The sequence below is a fragment of the Streptomyces poriferorum genome (genome assembly GCF_019399235.1).
In the GTDB taxonomy this organism is placed as follows: domain Bacteria; phylum Actinomycetota; class Actinomycetes; order Streptomycetales; family Streptomycetaceae; genus Streptomyces; species Streptomyces poriferorum.
In genome coordinates, this window is sequence record NZ_JAELVH010000235.1 from 1 (window position 1) to 15,552 (window position 15,552).

13 protein-coding genes and 2 pseudogenes are annotated in these 15,552 nt (G+C 72.4%); 6 read left to right on the forward strand and 9 right to left on the reverse strand.

Translation table 11 applies throughout. The features are described 5' to 3' along the window. Positions 1-21: 21 nt before the first annotated feature. The 4 genes from JGS39_RS30270 to JGS39_RS30285 form a co-directional block, all read right to left on the reverse strand. Positions 22-699: a response regulator gene (locus JGS39_RS30270; protein ID WP_219572895.1), complete on the reverse strand. Its 678-nt coding sequence runs from the start codon at positions 697-699 to the stop codon at positions 22-24. A 52-nt stretch (positions 700-751) separates the two neighbouring features. Beyond that, complete coding sequence (locus tag JGS39_RS30275; RefSeq protein ID WP_219572896.1) at positions 752-2,161, reverse strand: sensor histidine kinase; 1,410 nt, start codon at positions 2,159-2,161, stop codon at positions 752-754. A 137-nt stretch (positions 2,162-2,298) separates the two neighbouring features. Next, positions 2,299-3,147: an enoyl-CoA hydratase/isomerase family protein gene (locus tag JGS39_RS30280; protein ID WP_219572897.1), complete on the reverse strand. Its 849-nt coding sequence runs from the start codon at positions 3,145-3,147 to the stop codon at positions 2,299-2,301. A 160-nt stretch (positions 3,148-3,307) separates the two neighbouring features. Beyond that, positions 3,308-5,536 carry an acetate--CoA ligase family protein gene (locus tag JGS39_RS30285; protein ID WP_219572898.1) on the reverse strand — a complete coding sequence of 743 codons (2,229 nt, stop codon included), beginning with the start codon at positions 5,534-5,536 and terminating at the stop codon, positions 3,308-3,310. Positions 5,537-5,966: 430 nt separating this feature from the next. Here JGS39_RS30285 and JGS39_RS30290 point away from each other — a divergent pair, with 430 nt between their 5' ends. Further along, positions 5,967-6,569, forward strand: coding sequence for a TetR/AcrR family transcriptional regulator (locus JGS39_RS30290; protein WP_219572899.1), 603 nt, complete (start codon positions 5,967-5,969; stop codon positions 6,567-6,569). Positions 6,570-6,655: 86 nt separating this feature from the next. Next, positions 6,656-7,879 carry an MFS transporter gene (locus JGS39_RS30295; RefSeq protein ID WP_219572900.1) on the forward strand — a complete coding sequence of 408 codons (1,224 nt, stop codon included), beginning with the start codon at positions 6,656-6,658 and terminating at the stop codon, positions 7,877-7,879. Between the two features lie 352 nt (positions 7,880-8,231). On the opposite strand, the gene JGS39_RS30300 is transcribed toward JGS39_RS30295, so the two are convergent. Next, positions 8,232-9,422: a flavin-containing monooxygenase gene (locus JGS39_RS30300; RefSeq protein ID WP_219572901.1), complete on the reverse strand. Its 1,191-nt coding sequence runs from the start codon at positions 9,420-9,422 to the stop codon at positions 8,232-8,234. Between the two features lie 147 nt (positions 9,423-9,569). On the opposite strand from JGS39_RS30300, the gene JGS39_RS30305 reads away from it, so the two are divergent. From JGS39_RS30305 to JGS39_RS30320, 4 genes are all read left to right on the forward strand, one after another. Then, a complete protein-coding gene (locus tag JGS39_RS30305) occupies positions 9,570-10,022 on the forward strand; it encodes a DoxX family protein (protein WP_219572902.1) in 453 nt (150 codons plus the stop codon). An 8-nt stretch (positions 10,023-10,030) separates the two neighbouring features. Further along, entirely contained in the window at positions 10,031-10,435 is a 405-nt protein-coding gene (locus tag JGS39_RS30310) for a Zn-ribbon domain-containing OB-fold protein (RefSeq protein WP_219572907.1), read from the forward strand. A 114-nt stretch (positions 10,436-10,549) separates the two neighbouring features. Beyond that, a complete protein-coding gene (locus JGS39_RS30315; protein ID WP_219572903.1) occupies positions 10,550-11,317 on the forward strand; it encodes an SDR family NAD(P)-dependent oxidoreductase in 768 nt (255 codons plus the stop codon). Positions 11,318-11,411: 94 nt separating this feature from the next. After that, a complete protein-coding gene (locus JGS39_RS30320) occupies positions 11,412-12,194 on the forward strand; it encodes a thioesterase family protein (RefSeq protein WP_219572904.1) in 783 nt (260 codons plus the stop codon). An 18-nt stretch (positions 12,195-12,212) separates the two neighbouring features. Here JGS39_RS30320 and JGS39_RS30325 read toward each other — a convergent pair whose 3' ends face one another. From JGS39_RS30325 to JGS39_RS41175, 4 genes and pseudogenes are all read right to left on the reverse strand, one after another. Then, on the reverse strand, positions 12,213-12,803 hold the full coding sequence (locus tag JGS39_RS30325) for a DUF1707 SHOCT-like domain-containing protein (RefSeq protein WP_219572905.1): 591 nt from the start codon (positions 12,801-12,803) through the stop codon (positions 12,213-12,215). 56 nt (positions 12,804-12,859) lie between these two features. Beyond that, on the reverse strand, positions 12,860-14,812 hold the full coding sequence (locus JGS39_RS30330) for an ATP-binding protein (protein ID WP_308120792.1): 1,953 nt from the start codon (positions 14,810-14,812) through the stop codon (positions 12,860-12,862). Then, positions 14,766-15,290 (reverse strand): annotated as a pseudogene (locus tag JGS39_RS30335) (Pvc16 family protein); the annotation flags it as partial. The gene JGS39_RS30330 and the pseudogene JGS39_RS30335, both read right to left, overlap by 47 nt. Next, positions 15,202-15,552 (reverse strand): annotated as a pseudogene (locus JGS39_RS41175) (hypothetical protein); the annotation flags it as partial. The pseudogenes JGS39_RS30335 and JGS39_RS41175, both read right to left, overlap by 89 nt.

Here is a 15,552-nt window from a genome sequence, read left to right on the forward strand (position 1 = left end):
CAACGCTCGTGATCAATACAACTAGGGCGTGTGCGCGGGGTCGACGACCCCGGCTTCGTGGGCGACGACCGCGGCAGCGGCCCGGTTGTCCACGCCCAACCGGGCCAGGATGGAGCTCACATGGGCCTTGACCGTCCCCTCGACCAGGTGGAGCCGGCGCGCGATCTGCCCGTTGGACAGCCCGCCGCCGAGGAAGGCCAGTACGTCGCGTTCCCGGGCGGTGAGCGTGCGGACCCGTTCCCGGGCGGCGGTACGGCGGCCGGCCAGGGCGCCCGCGCCCGTCGCCGAGAGATGGGCGACGACCCGGGCCGCGACCTTCGGTGACAGATAGGCGGCGCCGTCGGCCACGGCGCGGACTCCGGCGATCAGCTCCTCGGGCTCGCCCGACTTGATCAGGAATCCGGCGGCGCCGCCTCCGAGCGCCTGGAGGATGTAGTCGTCCTCGCCGAAGGTCGTCAGCATCACGACGCCCGTCGCCGGGACGGTGCGCCGGATCTCGGCGGCCGCCTCGATGCCGTTGGTCCCCGGCATCCGGATGTCGAGCACGGCCACGTGGGGGCGGTGACGGTGCGCCTGCTCCACGGCCTCGTGGCCGTCCGACGCCTCGGCGACGATCTCGATACCCGGATCGGTGGAGAGCACGGCACGCACCCCGGCGCGGATCATCGGCTCGTCGTCGGCGATGAGGACGCGGATCATCTGTCTTCCTCCGCGGTGCTGGCCCGATGGTGCGGGAGGGGGCGTGCGGCGTTCATGGTGCGAGTGCCTCCTTGGACAGCAGTCTGCCGTCCCGGAAGCAGAGCCGGTACGCGTCCCCGGACCGGTCGTCGAAGCGGTCGGCGGTCATCGCGTAGTACGCACACGTGACGCCCGGTCCCTTCGGTTCCCCGGCCACTGGTCGCTGCCTGGTCTCGCGATCGGGCAACAGGTGGGCGACCGAGGCCTGTTCCTGGCCCACCCGGAGCCGTGCGTAGTCGCCCGGGTCCAGGACGGACTGCCGGGCCGAGTGGATGTCCCACCCCATCAGCGCGGCGCTCAGTACCGCCCACGCCGCCGACGGCAGCACGACGGCGAGGACCAGGGCCCGCCGGACGCGGCTGCGGGCGTGCCGGTGCTCCGGGGGCAGGTCCTGCCGGACGGTTTCGGGCACGGCGGCGGGGAGACGGACGGGCGGGGTGTGCGGGAGGCGCGCGACGACTGCGAAGCCGTCGACGTAGGGGCCGTGGGTGAAGGTGCCGCCCGCCAGCCGTACGCGTTCGTCCAGCCCGATCAGCCCCAGTCCGGTGCCGGGGGGATCCGTCCGGCCCGTGGGTCCGGGCGCCGGGCCGTTCTCGATCCGTACCGTCGTCACCCCGCCTCCGTGGGCCAGCCGCACGTCCACCCGGGCGCGCGGCGCGTGTTTGGCCGCGTTCGTCAGGGCCTCCCGGACGACGCGGTGGGCGGCCCGTGCGGCCGGCGGGGGCATGGCCGCGGGGTCGCCCTCGGCGTGGAGAGTGACCGGGAGGCCGGCGGCGGCGGCCTCCGCGACGAGCTGGGGAATGCCGGTACCGGGCGGCCGGGGCGGCCCGTCCGCCTCCTCGCGCAGGAGGCCGATCACCTCGCCGAGCCGCTCCACCGACGCAGCTGCCCGGGCCCGGATCTTCCCGGCCGCTGCCCGGTGGGACTCGTCCAGCCCGGGAGCGAGTTTGAGGGCCCCTGCCGACAGGGCGATGAGGCTCAGCTCGTGTCCGAGGACATCGTGCATGTCCTGCGCGATGCGGGCCCGCTCGCGGGACCGGGCCTGCTCCGCGACGAGCCGCTGCTCGCGCTCGAGCTGCCCCGCCCGCTCCCAGCCGGCCCGGACGAGCTCCTGGTACAGACGCCAGAACCGTCCCGCGAACCACGGCAGCATCGCGGCGACCACGACCACCGCGACGAACCGCCCCGCCATCAGCAGCCAGGAAGGCACCAGGGCCACCGCCACCACTCCACCGGCCACCACCGCGACGAGTACCAGAAGGGTCGGCGCGGTCCTGCCCGGCTCGCGCCCGGCGAGGAATGCCGTCACCGCGGCGGGCAGCACCCACCACAGGCTGACCGTGCTCAGCGCGATGCAGGCTCCGGCGGCCACGGTCAGCAGGCTCCCCAGGGCGGCGGCCCGCCGGACCGCGTCGCTGATCATCGCTCTCTCCACCCGGTCGACCGTACGCAACCGGAAGCCGGGGCGGCACTGCCGAAAGTCGGGGTGCCATTGCGGTGCGCGGCAGCCCTTCGTACGCGTCGGCGACAGCTGGTGGCGCGACGGTGGGCAGGCGCCGCTCACACCCCCCGGTACTTCGGAACCCGCCGCTCCACGAAGCTCGCCACGCCCTCGTTGGCGTCCTGCGTCGTCATGTTGATCTCCTGAGCCATCGCCTCGGCCGCGAACGCCGTGGCCCGGTCCGCGTCCAGGGACGCGTTGACCAGCTGCTTCGTGAGGGCGATCGCGCGGGTCGGGCCGTCGGCCAGGCGCTGGGCCCACGCGCGTGCCGTCGCCGTCAACTCCTCGTCCGGCACCGTCCGGTTGACCAGGCCCAGGCGCTCCGCCTCCGTCGCCGGCAGCGAGTCGCCGAAGAACATCAGCTCCTTGGCGCGCTGCGGACCGATCAGGCGCGGCAGCAGGTACGCCCCGCCGCCGTCCGGTACGAGGCCGCGGCGTACGAACACCTCGATGAACTTCGCCGACTCGGCGGCCAGCACCAGGTCGCAGGCGAACGCGAGGTGCGAGCCGATGCCCGCCGCCGTGCCGTTGACCGCCGCGATGACGGGCTTCTCGCAGTCCAGGACCGCGGCGATCAGGCGTTGTGCGCCGAGCCGGATCGTGCGGGCCACGTCGCCCGGCACCCGGTCGCCGGTGGTGGGGGCGCCGCGCAGGTCGGCGCCCGCGCAGAAGCCGCGGCCGGTGGCGGTGAGGACCACGGCCCGGACGCCGGGGTCGGCGGAGGCCTCGGCGAGCAGGGCGATGATGCGTTCGCGCTGGTCCCAGGTGACGGCGTTCATCGCCTCGGGGCGGTTGAGCGTGATCCACGAGACGCCGTTGTCAGTGGCGTGGAGTATCAATGATTCAGGCGATCCGGACGGGTCGCTGTGGTCGGTGTGGTCATTGGTGTCTTCGGGGGAGGACGGCATGAGGCAGCTCCTGAGCAGATGGAGGGCGAACGGGAATCCAGCCCGTCCGGCGGTTGAGGACGGATTCCCGCGTTCCGGTCCGGGCCGGCAGGCCGAAGGGCCCGAGCCCCGGACCGGAGTGGACGGGCGGCCCTCTCCGCGGGCGTGGTGGCGGGGTCGGTCAGCGGCAGACCGCCAGCGCGTCCAGGGCGACCGCTCCCTGCCCGCGACCCAGCACCATCAGCGGGTTGATGTCGAGTTCGCTGAGGTCGTCGCCGAGTTCCAGGGCCATCCGCTGCACCCGCAGGACGACTTCGACGAGGGCGTCCACATCCACCGGCGGACCGCCCCGCACGCCTTCCAGCAGCGCCCGGCCGCGCAGTTCGCCGAGCATCGCCCGCGCCTGGTCCTCGCCGAACGGCGGGACCCGCACCGCCGCGTCGTGCAGCACCTCGACGAGTACGCCTCCGAGGCCGACCGTCACCGTCGGCCCGAACAGGGCGTCCTGAGTGACGCCGACCATCATCTCGACGCCCCGCTCGACCATCTGGCAGACCAGGATGCCGTCCAGCTCGATGTCCTCGTAGCGTGCGATGTCGGTGAGTTCGCGATAGGCGTCCCGCACCTGGCTGGCGGAGGTGAGACCGACCTTGACCAGGCCCAGTTCCGTCTTGTGCGCCAAGCGCGCGCCGGACGCCTTCATGACGACGGGGTAGCCGACGAGCCCCGCCGCCCGGACGGCCGCCGCGGCGCTCGTCACCAACTGCTCCCGGGGCACCCGGATCCCGTACGCGCGCAGCAGCTGCTTCGCCGCGTGCTCGCTCAGCTGGTGGCCCGGGCGCATCAGCGCCTGCGCCTTGCGGAAGGAGGGCGACGGGGTGCGCGGCGCCTCGTCGAACGGGGAGCGGTAGGACGCGGTGAACCGGTGGTGGTCCAGATACGCCTTCACCGCGGTGATGCAGTTGCCGAACGTACGGAAGGTGGCGACGCGGGACGAGCCGAGCAGCGTCGTGCGGTAGGCGTCCTCCGTGCCGACCGGCGACCCCCAGATCACGCACACCAGCTTGTCCGTGGCCTCCGCCGCGTCCACCAGGTCCTGCGCCAGCTTGTCGCTCATCGGCGGGAAGGGGCCGGTGATCGGACAGATCAGCACCCCCACCCCGGGGTCGGCGAGGATCGCGTCGATGATCTTCCGGCCGCGCCAGTCGCCGACCGGGTGGCCGCCGTTGTCGACCGGGTTCGCCACGTTCAGGTAGGAGGGGATCCAGGTGTGGAGCTCGGCCTGCTTCGCCTCGGACAGGACCGGGAGCGACAGGCCGGCCTCCGTCGCCAGGTCCGAGAAGTGCGCGCCCGTGCCGCCCGAGATCGAATAGACCACGACGCCGTCGGCGAGCGGCTTGCGGGCCCGGGCCAGGAGGGCCGCGGTGTCCTGGAGTTCGTCGAGGCCGTCCACCCGGATCACGCCGAACTGCCGCATCGCCGCGTCGACGACCTGGTCGGCGCCGGTCAGCTTGCCGGTGTGTGACGCGGCCATCCTGGCCCCCGTCTCCGTACGTCCCACCTTGACCGCCACCACCGGGACCCCGGCCCGTGCCGCCCGGTCCGCGGCGAGCAGGAAGGAGCGCCCGTCCTTGAGCCCTTCGACGTAGCAGGCGATGGCCCCGACCTCGGGGCGCTGCGAGAAGTACGCGATGAAGTCGGACGTCTCCAGATCCGCCTCGTTGCCCGTGGGAGCCCAGTGCGAGAGCCGCACGCCCAGCTCCTGGAGCGTGTAGACGGGGCGTCCCTGGTGGCCGGACTGGGTGATCAGCGCGATCGCCGGCCCGTCCAGGTCGTCGCGGAACTCCTCGAAGGCGTTGAGGTTGGTGTTCGGGCCGAGCAGGCGCAGCCCCGACCGTTCCACGGCGGCGGCCAGCCGGGCCTGCGCGGCGGCGCCCTCCGCACCGGTCTCGGCGAATCCGGAGGCGAAGGCGACGGCGAACTTCACCTTGGCCTGGGCGAGTTCCTCGATGACCGGGAGCGGGTCGCCGACCAGCAGCACCGCCAGGTCCACCTGCTCCGGCAGATCGGCGACGGAGGGAGCGCAGGCCCGGCCGAAGACGGACTCGCGGGTGGGGTGCACCGGATACAGCCGTGCCCCGACCCGCTCGGCCCAGGCGATCAGCTGGCGGGTGATCCCGGTGTTGGGGCGCCCCTCGGTGTCGGACGCGCCGATGACGGCGACGGACTCCGGCCGGAAGAACCGGTCCAGATCCGGTACGGGCGCGTGCAGCGGGCGGCCGCTGACGTCGAGGTCGCCCTCCGCGGCGGCGGCCGCCATGCTGTGGACGGCGGCGTGCGGTTCCTCGCCGCAGGCCACCACCCTGGCGCGGAAGTCGGTGGTGAGGGTGCCGTGAGTCGATCCAAGCATCGTTCCGCCCACTCCTGCTCGAAAGTCCGTCGGCACGTGCGGTGCCCGGGCACAAAACTGACGCCCTGTCAGGTTACTGAACTGACGGCCCGTCAGGAATGGTTGTGCAGGGAAAGCTTGAGCGGTGATCCGGGAAGGGCCGGGAGCTGTGGTCCGGGAAAGCTTGAGAGTGGTGGTCCGGGATCTTCCCCGGACCACCGCTCTCAACCTCGGGAGTGCCCTCACGGGGTCGGAGTGTCTTTCCTGACTGCGAGCTGTTGCGTTTGGCGGTACGCGGCAGTCGGTGTTGGTTGTGTCGCGGACGGCCTTGGGGTGATGGCCGGATGCGCCCCTCCGGCACTGACCGCGCCGCAAAGGCTTCAGGTCGCGGTGGGAGTGGGCCTCCGAAAGAGTATTGCAACGGACGGTCCAAAACGGCTAAGGTCGCGCCATGGCCCGACCGAGGACGTTCGACGAGGAAGGTGCCCTGGATGCGGCGATGCGCACGTTCTGGGAGAAGGGCTACGAAGCCACCTCCACACAGGACTTGTGTGACGCCACGGGGCTGGGACGCAGCAGCATTTACAACACGTTCAAGAGCAAGCACGACCTCTTCGAGCGCGTACTGGCCCGCTACATCGACTCCATGACGACTGCCCAGCTGGCCGTCCTGGAGGACTCTCGGCGCAGCGCCGCTGACCGGCTGCGCACCCTGTTCGCCATGGTCGTCGACGGCGAGACGGAGACGGAGCAGCGGCCGGGCGGGCGTGGCCTCGGCTGTCTGACCGTGAACACCACGGTCGAGCTGGTCGCCCGGGACCCGCGGGCGGCGGAAATGCTGGACCGCGACACGCGGCGTCGGCTGACGGCGCTGCGCGCGGTGCTCCAGGAGGGGCAGCGGGAAGGCAGTATCACCTCTTCCCGCGACGCCGGAGCGCTTGCCCGCTTCGTCAACGCGGCGATCGGCGGCATGCGCATCTCCAGTCAGGGCGGTGCCGACCGGGCCGCACTGGAGTCGATCGCTGAAATCACCATGGACGCACTCATCGGGTGACGGCGCACGTCATCCGGGGGCCGTGTCCACGCCTGCCCAAGTTTTGGACCGTTCGATACATAACTGACCTCGAAGGAGATCGACCCGTGCCTCGTGCCGTATACGTCCTGGCACTCGGCATCTTCGCCATGGTGACCAGTGAGTTCGTGGTCGCCGGGCTGATGCCGCAGATGGCCGAAGGGCTGGACGCGACCGTCCCTCAGATCGGCTACCTCATCACCGCCTTCGCGGTGGCCATGGCCGCCGGTGGCCCGTTCCTGACCGTGGCCCTGATGAAATTCCCACCACGTACGGCACTGATGGTGCTGTTCGTCATCTTCCTCGCCGGCAACGTACTGGCCGCCACCGCGATCGGCTACGGCATGATGATGACCGCGCGGATCATCACCGGCATCGCCTCCCAGGCGTTCTTCGGCGTGGGCATCTCGATGTGCGCCCAGATCACCCGCCCCGAGATCCGGGGCCGCGCGATTGCCGTCGTGATGAACGGCCTCATGCTCGGCACGCTGCTCGGCCTGCCCATCTCCACGCTGGTCGGCGAGCGTTTCGGCTGGCGCGCCGCGTTCTGGACCATCACCCTGATCACCGTGGTCGCGGCCGGGACCACCCTGTTCGGCGTGCCCCGCATCGAACGCGCGGAGAGCAGCGGCGGCTTGCGCCAGGAGGCCGGCGTCTTCAGGAAACCCAAGATGTGGCTGGTGCTGTCCAGCAGCACACTGATCATCGGCGCCACCTTCTCCGCCTTCAGCTACTTCAACCCCATCCTCACCGACGTCACCGGCTTTTCCACCGGCACCGTTCCCCTGCTGCTCGTTGCCTACGGCGCCGCCACCGTCATCGGCAACAACGTGGTCGGTCGTTTCGCCGACGGGCACACCGTCCCGGTCCTTGCCGTCGGCCTCGTCCTCAACACGCTGTTCCTGGCCGGCTTCGCCCTCCTCGCCGATATGCCCGCCCCGGCCGTCATCTGCATGATGGGCATCGGCCTGGTTGGCGTCACTATGAACCCGGCCATGGTGACCCGGGTCCAGCGCACCGGCAACGCCGGCCCCCTGGTCAACACCGTGCACTCCTCCTTCATCACCCTGGGCATCATCCTCGGCTCCTCCATCGGCGCCGTGGTGATCGACGCCTGGGGGCTGCGCGCTCCGCTCTGGCTCGGCGCTGTCCTGGCGCTGGCCGGTCTGGCCACCGTCCTGCCCGATCTCGCCCGTCGCACCACCTTGGCGACCTGCGCCGCACCCTTGTCTGCCCGGCCTTGCGAAGGGGACGAGTTCGCACCCGTTGATCAGTCGGCAAGGAAGCGATAGCAGATGACGGGTGCGGCAATGTCGGTGAAAGCCGTGCATCGACCAGTCCGTGCCCAGCAGGGCGTTGGTCCGGCGGAACACCGCGCGCATGGCCTCGTGGTTCGGCGGCTGGTGGGCCAGTCCGTCGCCGTGATCAAGGCGCCGGAGTGTCCACCACGGCGGGGCCTGCGGGTCCAGCGGCGGGCTCTCGCTCCGGTAGAGCCGGAGCCAGATGAACGCCTCCGGGCTGGAGGACAGCCACTGTTCGGCCTGGGTGCCCTTGCGCTCGCCCCGACCAGTTGGTCGCCCGGTCCACATCGACGCCGCGGACCCCGAGGGGCTCGGAGGCGCGGGCCCCATTGGCCTTGCCGGCTCAGATGGTGCGCGCCACCCGCTTCGCGATCTTCTGTGCGTCCAGGGCCATTTCGCGGAACATGCCGCTGATCGGGTTGGTGAACCCGATGAAGTACAGGCCGGGCGCCTGCTTCGGCGTACGGCCGCCGTGTGCCACCGGGCGGCCCCGCTCGTCCAGCACCCCGAGATGGCCGACCAGTGGTTCCAGGGCCCGCAGATAGCCGGTCGCGGCGATCACCGCGTCCGGGGTGATCCGGGTCCCGTCCGCCAGCACCACCGCGTCCTTGTCGAACGACTCGACGGCTGCCACCGGAACCACCCGGCCGCCCTTCACCGCGTCGATCAGTCCCACGTCCTGGACCGGGATCGCCCCGTCCTTGACCCGGGAGTACAGGCCCGTGTCCGGCCGGGGCAGCCCCTGTTCCGCGAGGTCGGGCACCGCGACGCGGGCCATCAGGCCGCCCGCCCGGTCGACGAGCGCGACGGGCAGCCGGCGCACCAGAATGCCCGTCGCCTGTGCGGGCCAGCCCGCCGTGGAGCGGCGCACGATGTGCGGAACGGTGCGCACCGCGAGCCGTACGCGGGACGCGCCGCCCTCCACCAGGTCGACGGCGATCTCCGCCCCCGTGTTGCCGACGCCCACGACGAGGACGTCCTTGCCCGCGTACGGGGCCGGGTTGCGGTACGCGGAGGCGTGCAGCAGCTCGCCCGTGAAGGTGTCGCGCCCGGACCAGTCGGGGATCCGCGGGGTGTGGTTGTAGCCGGTGGCCACGACCACGGCCCGGCCGGTCAGTTCACGGCCGCCGGTCGCGGTCAGCCGCCATCCGGTGCCGTCGTCCGCCCGGTCGATGCGGGAGACCTCGACGCCCGTCACCACTTCCAGCTCGTGGTGCTCGACGTACTTCTCCAGGTAGCGCACCACGTCGTCCCGGGAGACCCAGCGGCCGAACCTGCGGGGCATGGGCAGGCCGGGCAGGGCGGACCAGCGCCGGGTGGTGTGCAGGTGCAGCCGGTCGTAGTGGCGCCGCCAGGACGCCCCGACGTCCGCGGACTTCTCCAGGACCACCGCCCGGACCCCCTGCTCGCGCAGGGCCGCGGCGGCGGCGAGGCCGCCCGGACCGCCGCCGATGACGTAGACCGGGCGGTCCTCGGTGATGTCGGTGGGGGCCGGGGTGCTGCTGCCACCGGCGGTAGCTGTGCTGTCGGACATGCTTCGGAGCGTAATCGCGCGCCCCCTTGATGGGTCTCGGTCAAGACCGGAATCGATTGCGAATTGATCACGGGTGCGCGCCTCTTGCGCACGCCGCCGCCATCAGGTGAACTGACGTACCGTCAGATCTAGCGAACGGGAGGCCCCATGCGGACGATCTGGCTCGACGGAGCCCAGTGGCTCGCCGTGCTCCGAATAGGCATCGGCCTGTGGTGGCTGGAGAGCTGGCGCCACAAGGACAAGAAGGGCTGGTTCGAACGCGGCACCGGCATCGCCTGGGCTTCGGATGTCGCGGGCAAGCACCGCTGGACGGTGGTCCGGACCGGCTTCGAGAAGATCGTCGCGCCCCGGCCGAAGGCCATGGCGTACCTCGTCGTCTACGCGGAACTGGCCCTGGGTCTGGGCCTGGTGACCGGTCTCCTGACCCCGGTCGCGCTCGTCGCCGGGCTCCTGCTCAATCTGCTCTACCTGGTGCTGATGATCCACGACTGGGCCGAGCAGGGCCAGAACGCGATGATGGCCCTCATCTCGCTCGTCGCCCTGTTCGCGATGTCCTGGCAGACCTGGTCCCTGGACCGGGCGATCGGGCTCTTCCTGTGACGGGCGCGATGCGGGCCGCCCGCCACGACCTCCCGGAACCCGACGCGTTCACCCGCCCCTACTGGGACGCCGCGGCCGAAGGCCACCTGCTGCTGCGACGCTGCCGCGCCTGCGACCGGGTCCACCACTACCCGCGCGAGTTCTGCCCCCACTGCTGGAGCGAGGAGGCCGACTGGGTGCGGGCGAGCGGCCGGGCCACGCTCTACACCTGGTCCGTCGTCCACCGCAACGACCTGCCGCCGTTCGGCACCCGCGTCCCGTACGTCGCCGCGGTCGTCGATCTCGCGGAGGGGCCGCGGATGATGACGGAGGTCGTGGAGTGCGAGGAGGCCGCGCTCGCCATCGGGATGGAGCTGCGGGTGACGTTCCGGCGGGAGGAAGGGGCCGAGGCGGTGGCGGTCTTCCGGCCCTGAGCGGGACGTGCGGGGACGGTGTCCCGCCCACCGGGACGGAGCGCTGCCCGGTCGGGCCGGACCGGTTTGGATGCGTACGCCGGTCCGGTTGCCCCGACTGCTGGGAGTACATGCATGTCACTCGAAGGACGCGTCGCCGTCGTCACCGGCGCCGGGGACGGGATCGGAGCCGCCGTGGCCCGGCGGCTCGCAGCCGAGGGGGCCAGGGTCCTGGTCGCGGAGCTGAACGAGGAGACCGGCCGCGCCACGGCCGCGGAGACCGGCGGCCGCTTCGTGCGCACCGACGTCAGTGACAAGGCGCAGGTCCTGGCGATGGTCGACACGGCCGTACGGGAATGGGGCAGCGTCGACATCCTGGTCAACAACGCCTGGGGAGCGGGCGATGTCGGCCGGGTCGAGAACAAGACCGACGCGATGCTGGCCCGCGGCCTGGGCGTCGGCTTCTACGGGCCGCTCTGGGCGATGCAGTCCGCCTTTCCGCACATGAAGGCGCGGGGTTGGGGCCGGGTCATCAACATGTGCAGCCTCAACGGCGTGAACGCCCACATGGGGACCCTGGAGTACAACGCCGCCAAGGAGGCACTGCGCACCCTGACCCGGACCGCCGCCCGTGAGTGGGCCCCCACCGGGGTGGTGGTCAACGCGATCTGCCCGGGCGCGAAGAGCGCGGCCTTCCGGCGGATGATGAGCGAGCATCCCGAACTGGAGGGGCAGGCCGACGCCACGAACCCCATGGGACGCATCGGCGACCCCGACCAGGACATCGCCCCGGTGGCGGCGTTCCTCGCGGGCGAGGGCGCCCGCTACGTGACCGGCAACACGCTCTTCGTCGACGGCGGTTCCCACATCAATGGAGTCGCGTGGGCCCCGGACCTGCCGTGACCGGCCTGCGCGGGAAGGACCCGGGCGGAGGCCGGTATCCGTGCGGTGTCACGCTGGTGTTCCTTGATCCGCACAGCCGCGAGGGAACCACCGCATGAGCACCGGCAGCTATTACGAGCGCATCGACGAACACAGCTTCAAGCCCACCGCCCACGCGAGCGGTGCGTGGAGCACGGACGAAGTGCACTTCAGCCCGCTCGGCGGCCTCATCACCCACGCCTTCGAACTGCACCTGGCCGACCGGCCGGGGGAGGCGCTCCTGCTGTCCCGGATCAGCTTCGACATCCTGGGCCGGCTCGCCCTGGACACGTGCGAGATCCGGGTCGAGACCATCCGGCCCGGCCGCACCATCGAACTGGTCGAAGCCGTCGCCCTCATCGGCGACCGTCCCGTCGTGCGCGCCCGGGCCTGGTGCCTCGCCGCGGGAGACACTGAAGCCGTCGCCGGTGGCGGGGACGACCGGCTCACCCCTCCCGGCGAACTCGCTCCCTGGCCCATGGGCGAGCTCTGGCCGGGCGGCTACATCGCCTCGCTCGACGTCCGCCCGCTCGGAAAGCCCCTGCCGGGCCGCACGACCGCCTGGATCTCCACGCCCCTCGACCTCGTCGCGGGCGAACCAGCCGGCCCGCTCGCGTCGTACGTCGCGCTCGTCGACACCGCCAACGGCATCGCCGTACGCGAGCAGCCCACCGCCTGGATGTTCCCGAACGTCGACCTGACCATCCACCTGCACCGCCGGCCCGAGGGCGACTGGACCGGGCTCGACACCACGGTCGTCTTCGGCCCCACCGGCCAGGGCATCACCAGCACGGTCCTGCACGACATCCACGGCCCCGTCGGCCGGGCCGAGCAGATCCTCACCGTCCGGCCGGTGTAGCGCGGCGCACCACCGGAATCAGCGCGACAGTTCCTTGCGCCGCCTGCGGCGTTCCCGGAGGTTCGGGTGGCGGACGATCACGCCGCCCGCGCCGCACGAACCCGAGATCCGGAGCACCGGCGTGCCGGGCAGCCGTTCGCCCGCGGTCTTGTCCTTCAGCCCGCCGAAGCCGAGATCCAGCGCGTCCGTGTCCGCCTTCCAGCCCTCCGGGACCACGAACACCACTCCGGCCATCTGCGCGTCCACCTCCACCTCGATCTCGCGCAGCCGGCATTCGGCCTGCGTGAAGTCGAGGAGTACGCCGCCCATGCCCCCGTACGCCAGGATGCGCGGCGGTACCTTCCAGCGGCCCGCCCGCTTGGCGCCGTGGATGCCGCCCTTCAGCGTCAGCGGTTCGCCCGAGTCGAGGACGACCGGTCCCAGGTCATCGGTGAGCGGGGCGAGTTCGGCGTGGGTTTTCGCCGTGAGTGCCAGGCCCAGTCGCTCGTCCAGCTCCTCGAGATCGATGCGCCCCTCGGCCGCCGCCTCCCGCAGCTGTTCCACGACCGCTTCGCGGTCGGCGTCGGAGGCGCGCATACGGCCGGCGGATCGCGAGGGCTCAGCATTCATGCCGCCGATGATACGGACGCCAGGGAGCGGGTCCAGAGCTCGCGGTCCCCCGCCGCTCAGCGCCGGGCGCGCTCCAGCCACGGGCCGAACTCGCTGTCCAGGACCAGCCGTCCGAGCTTGCGGTACTCGGCGAGGACCGCCGAGACCAGTTGGTCCGTGTCCAGGGGCCGGCCCGACTCCGCGGCCTGGTAGGCGGCGGTGACCGCGCAGGCACGGATGGAGCCGCCCGTCAGCTCGAAACGCTCCGCACAGGTCCGCAGGTCGAGGCCCGGGGCGCGGGGGATCTCCGTGCCCAGACAGCGTTCCCACAGGGCCAGGCGCTGCTCCGCGTCCGGTACGGGGAAGTCGGCGACCACGTCGAGGCGGCGGGTGAAGGCCTCGTCGAGGTTGGCCCGAAGATTGGTGGTGAGTACGGCGATGCCGTCGAAGGACTCGATCCGCTGGAGCAGGTAGGCCGACTCCACGTTGGCGTGCCGGTCCTGGGCGTCCTTGACCTGCGAGCGCTTCCCGAAGACGGCGTCGGCCTCGTCGAACAGCAGCACCGCGTTGACGTCGGACGCCTCGACGAAGATCCGCTCCAGGTTCTTCTCCGTCTCACCGATGTACTTGTCCACCACGGAGGACAGGTCCACGACGTAGAGCTCCATGCCCAGATCGGCCGCGACGACCTCCGCCGACATGGTCTTGCCCGTCCCGGACTCGCCGGCGAACAGCGCGACGATGCCCCGGCCCCGGCCGCCGCCCGGCCGCATCCGCCACCGGCCGAGCACCTGCTCGCGGTGACGTGCGCGCAGCGCCAGGTCGGACAGCTGGCGGCGGGTCGACGGGGGCAGTACGAGGTCGTCCCAGCCGACCGTGGGCTCGATGCGGCGGGCGAGCCGTGCCAGCCCCGCCCCGTTCTGGGCCCGGACGGCGGTGCGCAGGTCCCGGGCCTCCACCGGGCGGCCCTCCAGGCCGGCCAGCCGGGAGGCGACGGCGGCGGCCCTGCGGATCTGGCCGGAGTCGAGGCGGTAGGCGCGGGTGGCGTCGACGAGGCGCGCGTCGGCTGCCGCGGTGCCGGCGGCGAGGCCTGCCGGGGCCCCGGCCCCGGTGAGTGCCCGGCGCCACCGCCGTGCCGCGTCCGCCGGGTCCGGAGGCGGGACCGGGACCGTCACCGGGCTCTCGGCGGCCCACAAGGGGTCCCAGTGCTTCTTCCCGTACATGATCAGCGGGGAGCCGCCGCCGACCGCCTCGCAGAGCCCGTCGATCAGGCCGGCGCCCTTGGGCTGCTCGGGGGCGAGCGTCTCCAGCGGCCCGAGGACGAGACCGCCACCGGTCAGCCGCGCCTCCGTCGCCAGGATCCGCGCCGCCCGCACCGGCTCCGGGGCGGCGGCCAGCGCGGCGGCGTCCACCACCAGCGGGCGGAGTCCGGCCGCGAGGAGCGCGTCCGCCGCGATCCGGCCGGGGTCGCCGCCGCGGTCCAGCAGATGCACCAGGCCGCTGCCGGTGCCCAGCGCCGCCGCGGCCCGCAGCGTCGTCGGACACGGGTCCGGCTCCTCCGGCGGCCCGGCGACGCGGACGAGACCGTGCAGCCGGCCGTCCACCGCGTCGTCGCCGAGCAGATGCGCGGTGACCCGGTCCGGTACGCGCAGAACCCTGGAGAGCAGCGGGCGTTCGGCCTCCAGCACCTCCACCAGGCCGGACACGACCAGCGGGGCGGACGGGGAGAAGCGGAAGCGGCCGGGACCCGCGGCGGGCAGCCCGCAGAGTTCGAGGGCCAGGCCGGTCGTCGCGCGCCGCCGGGTGAGGTCGTCGTTGAGATAGCCGTACAGCCGCTCGAACCGTGCGTCGATGTCCGGGGCCATCGCGACGAGCAGCAGATCGAGGTCCGGCGCGACCAGGCCGAAGCGCTGCGCGAGGGCCGCGATCCGGCCCCCGGCCGGGGAGTCCGGGGAGTCCGGCCGGCGCGGCCACCGGGCCGGACGCCGGACCTCCTCGCCTGCGGCGGCCCGGCGGGAGCTGCCGTTCACGTTCCGCGGCGAAGCCCTGCCCGCGGGGCTCGGACGCCCCGTCGTAGCGCAGCCGCCGGCCCGGCTCCGTCGCCTCGCCGTCGGCCTCGGGCACCGTCCGTACGAGCAGGCCCTCGGTGACCGGCGGCCCCGCGGCCACCACCTCTCCGCCGAGCGGCGCCCACACCCGCAGGTCGATCGCGGCCTTGAGCTCCCCGCCGAGCGCGGACCACACGTCCACGGTCGACGGCCGGTCGCCGGAACCCGCCGAGGCCGCCTCCATCTCCACCGTCATCCCCAGGGCGGCAAGGCTGCCCGTGAGCATCCGGGCGGGCAGGACGTCCGTGCGGATCAGGCAGCGCAACACCTCGGAGAGCAGCCGGTGTTCGTCCTGCGNGCGGTTGGTCCACGACGGTGCCGCCGACCACCAGGAAGTCGGTGGTGACCGGGCTGAACCCGGGACCCGACGCGGTGATGGTCCGCGGCCCCGTCCGGTCCTTCACCAGGATCAGCAACTGCGCGATGAAGGTGCCGTCACCGATCGGGCGGGCCGGCGGCGCGGTCGCGGTGATCCCGGGCTTCCAGATGAGCTTCACCGGAACGCCGGGCGGGAAGTCCTTGCCGCGCACGGACGTGACGAACCCCGGCTTGCCGACCTCGGGCACCGAGACGATGCGCGGCTGGAGGATGCGCAGCGGGATCCGGGAGACGTTGTCACCGCGGTCGGCGTCGGTGCCGGTCGTGGTCAGCGTCCCCGTGAC

Excerpts from the sequence above, each read along its gene's own strand:
- JGS39_RS30280 (WP_219572897.1), bottom strand. The coding sequence starts at position 3,147 with ATGCCGTCCTCCCCCGAAGACACCAATGACCACACCGACCACAGCGAC.
- JGS39_RS30300 (WP_219572901.1), bottom strand. The coding sequence starts at position 9,422 with ATGTCCGACAGCACAGCTACCGCCGGTGGCAGCAGCACCCCGGCCCCC.
- JGS39_RS30320 (WP_219572904.1), top strand. The coding sequence starts at position 11,412 with ATGAGCACCGGCAGCTATTACGAGCGCATCGACGAACACAGCTTCAAG.
- JGS39_RS30270 (WP_219572895.1), bottom strand. The coding sequence starts at position 699 with ATGATCCGCGTCCTCATCGCCGACGACGAGCCGATGATCCGCGCCGGG.
- JGS39_RS30290 (WP_219572899.1), top strand. The coding sequence starts at position 5,967 with ATGGCCCGACCGAGGACGTTCGACGAGGAAGGTGCCCTGGATGCGGCG.
- JGS39_RS30315 (WP_219572903.1), top strand. The coding sequence starts at position 10,550 with ATGTCACTCGAAGGACGCGTCGCCGTCGTCACCGGCGCCGGGGACGGG.
- JGS39_RS30325 (WP_219572905.1), bottom strand. The coding sequence starts at position 12,803 with ATGAATGCTGAGCCCTCGCGATCCGCCGGCCGTATGCGCGCCTCCGAC.
- JGS39_RS30305 (WP_219572902.1), top strand. The coding sequence starts at position 9,570 with ATGCGGACGATCTGGCTCGACGGAGCCCAGTGGCTCGCCGTGCTCCGA.
- JGS39_RS30285 (WP_219572898.1), bottom strand. The coding sequence starts at position 5,536 with ATGCTTGGATCGACTCACGGCACCCTCACCACCGACTTCCGCGCCAGG.
- JGS39_RS30310 (WP_219572907.1), top strand. The coding sequence starts at position 10,031 with ATGCGGGCCGCCCGCCACGACCTCCCGGAACCCGACGCGTTCACCCGC.
- JGS39_RS30275 (WP_219572896.1), bottom strand. The coding sequence starts at position 2,161 with ATGATCAGCGACGCGGTCCGGCGGGCCGCCGCCCTGGGGAGCCTGCTG.